This is a genomic window from Bradyrhizobium sp. MV1.5 (assembly GCF_055807615.1).
Genome location: NZ_JBVVPL010000095.1, coordinates 1 through 4,269, shown reverse-complemented (window position 1 = coordinate 4,269; position 4,269 = coordinate 1). Strand labels below are relative to the sequence as shown.

2 protein-coding genes and 1 pseudogene are annotated in these 4,269 nt (G+C 56.1%); all 3 read left to right on the top strand.

What is annotated here, in order from left to right:
- Positions 1–210 (top strand): annotated as a pseudogene (locus AC0L2J_RS34540) (succinyl-CoA--3-ketoacid-CoA transferase); the annotation flags it as partial.
- 350 nt (positions 211–560) lie between these two features.
- Positions 561–1,745: a M20 metallopeptidase family protein gene (locus AC0L2J_RS34535; protein WP_473395956.1), complete on the top strand. Its 1,185-nt coding sequence runs from the start codon at positions 561–563 to the stop codon at positions 1,743–1,745.
- Between the two features lie 1,008 nt (positions 1,746–2,753).
- Positions 2,754–4,052 (top strand): serine hydrolase domain-containing protein, encoded by a 1,299-nt coding sequence (locus AC0L2J_RS34530; RefSeq protein ID WP_473395955.1) that lies wholly within the window; start codon positions 2,754–2,756, stop codon positions 4,050–4,052.
- Positions 4,053–4,269: the final 217 nt, after the last annotated feature.

The following is a 4,269-nucleotide window of genomic DNA, read 5'->3' as shown; positions in this document are numbered from 1 at the left end:
AAGGACGGTCCAAAGCTCCTGAAGCAATGCAATTTGCCGCTGACCGGCGAGCGCGTGGTCGACATGGTCGTGACTGATCTTGCTGTCTTCACCATCGACAAGCATGGCAACGGCGGCATGGCGCTGATCGAGCTTGCCGACGGCGTCTCGCTCGACGAGGTCAAGGCCAAGACCGAAGCCGAATTCCGCGTCGCACTGAAGAACATATAAGGCAATTGCCATCAGGTGAGCGGTCAGAACGGTTCTAGTCCTGATCCTAGAGGAGGCAGGTGGGGCGCGTTTTCTGCGCGACGCCAGTATTTCCGAACGTTTCATCTGTCCTTAATTGCCATCCGTTTGCAGGGCTTCACCAATGGTTGCACGATCGTAACCTGTTTTCCGGTTGCGCCGCCACGTCCAATCGATCTTCTAGCATCGTGGTTCACACGAGGAAGTTCAGCGTTAAAGCGAGAATCGAGCCGGATCTAAGCGCACAGTGGCCGGAGATTGGCCAATTTTCTTGCTGTAATCGGGGTAAGTCCTGTCTATCTACGCAAGGCGCGGGCGGAGGGTTCAAGCCAATGAGCAAAAGCAGCAATGGCCTTTTGGCGGAGCGCGAACGCGACGCGATAATCGAGCTGCGCCACGCCATGCATCGTGAGCCGGAGCTATCGAACGCGGAATGGAAAACGCAGGAGCGCATCCGCAAAATGCTTGAGCGCTTTGGCTTCGAGGATGCCAAAGCGTTCCACAATACCGGCCTCTATGTCGATATCGAAGGCACTGCTTTAGGTCCGAAGCGTAACATCGCGGTGCGCGGCGACATTGATGCGCTGCCAATCCAAGAGGCTCGGGACGATCTGCCCTATCGTTCTCAAGTCGATGGCGTAATGCATGCCTGCGGTCACGACATGCACGGATCCATTGCGCTTGGTACCGCGATCGCCTTACGTAGGCTGCGCCACAACTTCTCAGGTAAGGTGCGTGTATTCTTCCAACCGGCCGAGGAGGCGGAGCCGCTCGGTGGGCGCACGATCCAGGATGACAGACTTTTGGAGGGTTTTGATCGAGCCGTGGGCTTTCACGTCAGTCCCGGAATTCCCGCCGGCATGTTCGGTGCGCAGGAAGGCGCAGTCACCAAATCAGCCGACCAATTCAAGATTACGATAAGTGGCAAGATGGCGCACGGCGCCTCACCGCAAAATGGCATCGATGCCATCACTATTGCCGCCGCATTCGTCAACGAGGTGCAGAAAGTGGTCTCGCGCGAAATGCCGCCCGATGACGGCGCGGTCGTCACGATCGGCACTATTCATGGCGGTGAAGCAACCAATATTGTCTGTCCCTCTGTCGTGATGGAAGGAACGATTAGAACTGGCAGCTCCCATCGCAGAGCACTGTTGTGTCAACGTGTACGCGAGCTGGCCGAGGGAGTGGCTGCGATGCACCGCGGCCAGGCTCAAATAGTCATCCGCGCGGGGGAGCCCGCCGTAGTCAACGACGCCGAGATGGTGAAGCGCTTCAAGCAGGTGGTCCACGATACGGCTGGCCGCGAAGCCCTCTTCAGCGACAGAAGGCCAGTAGCAGGCAGTGATGATTTTGGCTTTTACTCGGCATGCGTGCCGTCGATCTACTTTTGGTTCGGCAGCCGCGCGCCAGGTAATGAGTCCCACGTCCATACCCCAGCCTTTGGGGCCTCTGACGAGATCGTAATTCCGACAACGGAGCTCACAGTCACCTACGTTCTTGACCTACTGAACTCTTGACGTTTGCGAGGAAGGTCCTCAACAATTATGGATGCCGAAGACAGATACCGCTCACCTGCAGACCATGCGAAGCGAACAAGCCGGTGAGCGTCCGTTACTCCTGATTAATCCAGGTCATCCGTCCTATTCGGGACAAGAATTGGAATCTAGTCTCGCCGCAGTTGTTGAGGAAATTGCATCTGCCCGAATGATGGCGCCTAATAGCGTCGTGCGGTTGTCCGCCGACGTCAGTGCATGAGCGATGGGTTGCTAGCGTTGTGTCTTTAGCCGGTGCGATAGCCGCACTATTCGGCCGATCTTGACGGCGTTCGCATCGACGCTAAGCGCTCAACCTGCCGGAGGTTCGAGATTATCTTTGATCATCGAAGGGACCGGCGGGCCGATGGTGTCGCTAGGTGGAGTATACGGTACCCTCCCGCAACCATCGTCGGTCACTACAATTGTTCTTCGTCCATGATGGTTCCTTCAATCGCAAGGGATCAAGTTGTCCCTGAACATCCCCTTTGTAATAGCCCCTCACAAGCTGCGGATTTGTTAACCAGCGCCGTCGCTGGACGCCTTCAACGTTCGTTCCAACAGCTTTTATCAAAGTTCGGTTGAGCTACGACCCCTTCAGCCTTTCGGGGTGTCCTCAAAGTCGCCTTCCGAGCGCAGGATCACCGAGCCAATTCTAGAGCTTCATCACCAGCCGTTCTGCGACCATGCCGGGAGACTGCGTTTGAGGCGCCCTGATGCCGAAAAACTGCAGAATTTGTCGGTATCGACAGTAATGGCCCGCATACATCCGATATCAAGTGGCCATCAAGCAGCGAAATCGGCAGCTTCGTTACCCGAAGCGATCTAATCTTTGGCACTTGCTAACGTTGGGATCTCTCGGCCGACTAGTTGGACGGGGCAGCGCGAGACGGATTGGTGGCGCTTTCTCGCCACCAACTTTCAGGGCCGTCTCGAGGATCGATGGAGCCGGCGCGGAGCTAGTGCGAATGAATGAATTCAGGGAAGAGTATCGTGAAACAACCTAAGGAGCGTGCCCTTGCTCAAAATGGTGAGCAGTTTGTGAGCACCCAGGAATTCAATGGTCGCCGCTATCTCGATGGCCGCGCTTCCGATCCCACAAAACTAGGATGGATGCGCGGCGCGCCTGCTCCAGAGGAGAAACGCGTTACATTCGAGAACGATTGTTTTCTTGAATTTCCGCAGATTCGCTGGTCGCTATCTCATATGCGGGAACTTGTGCCGACGGTTAACGTTGCACGGGGTAGCGAGGAGTCACCATTTCAGCGCGAAGATAAAGCGTCCTCCATCGATGCACTCATGTTTTTAGATCAGAACGGGCGCGCGTACCGCTTTGATGAGGCGTTACTTGACACCTACACAGATGGAATTCTCGTGCTACACCGCGGACGCATCATCTACGAGCGTTACTTGGGTGCGCTCGAGCCGGGCATCCAGCACGCTTGCAATTCAGTGACAAAGTCTTACGCAGCTACCCTTACCGCACTGTTTGTTGAGGAGGGTGTCCTGGATGACGCAAAGCTCATCACGCATTATTTGCCTGAACTTCGAGGCGGCGCCTGGGAGGACGCGACTCTACGTCAGGTGATGGACATGCAAACGGGTCTAGCATACTCCGAAGACTACGCGGATGAAAGTTCCACCCACCGGCTGTATCATCGCGCCTCGGGCCGGCGGTCGCGTCCGCCAGGTTATGATGGTCCGCGAACACTGTGCGACTATCTGAAAACTGTGCGAAAGGAAGGAGCGCACGGTGATAGTTTTGCCTACAAGACTGTCAACACCGAGGTGATGGCTTGGGTGATGGCGCGTGTGACAGGACGCTCCTTTGCTCAGTTGCTGCATGAACGCCTGTGGGGTCCGCTCGGCTGCGAGGACGATGCATACATCGCAGTCGATTCTGCGGGCATGCCGCTGGCTGGCGGCGGACTATCCGCGTCGTTGCGGGATCTAGTTCGCTTTGGAGAGTTGATGCGCCTTGGGGGGGCGTGGAATGGCAAGCAGCTCATACCGGCCTCGGTGGTCCACGATGTGCAAAGAGGTGGCGATCGGGCAAAATTCGCCAAAGGTTTCTCGTGGCTACCTGGGTATTCTTATCGAACTATGTGGTGGGTGTCGCACAACGAACTAGGTGCTTTCGAGGCTCGTGGCATTCACGGTCAATGGCTACGGGTTATGCCAAAGGCCGAAATGGTGGTCGCGCGTTTCGCGTCCCATCCGGTCGCAACAGCGAAAGTCGACAAGATTACATCACCTCAGTTGCTAGCGCTCGGACGTGCATTTGCGACATAGAGACCGCAAAGCTATTCGTGACTGTATAACGTCTGCTCTCCCTGGAGTGACGCAGAGCAGAAGGCGTTGGGCCAAAATGCAAGTTACGTTGATGAAGGGAAAAGTCGACCGCGCTTCGGTGACCGAAGCCGAACTGAATCGTCGTCCGTGAAGAGCGGCTAAGCGATTGAGCTAGGATCGCATTTGACTTTGTGGACTGTTTTTGGAATGCAGGATT

Coding starts and splice junctions, on each gene's coding strand:
- AC0L2J_RS34535 (WP_473395956.1), top strand. CDS start 561: ATGAGCAAAAGCAGCAATGGCCTTTTGGCGGAGCGCGAACGCGACGCG.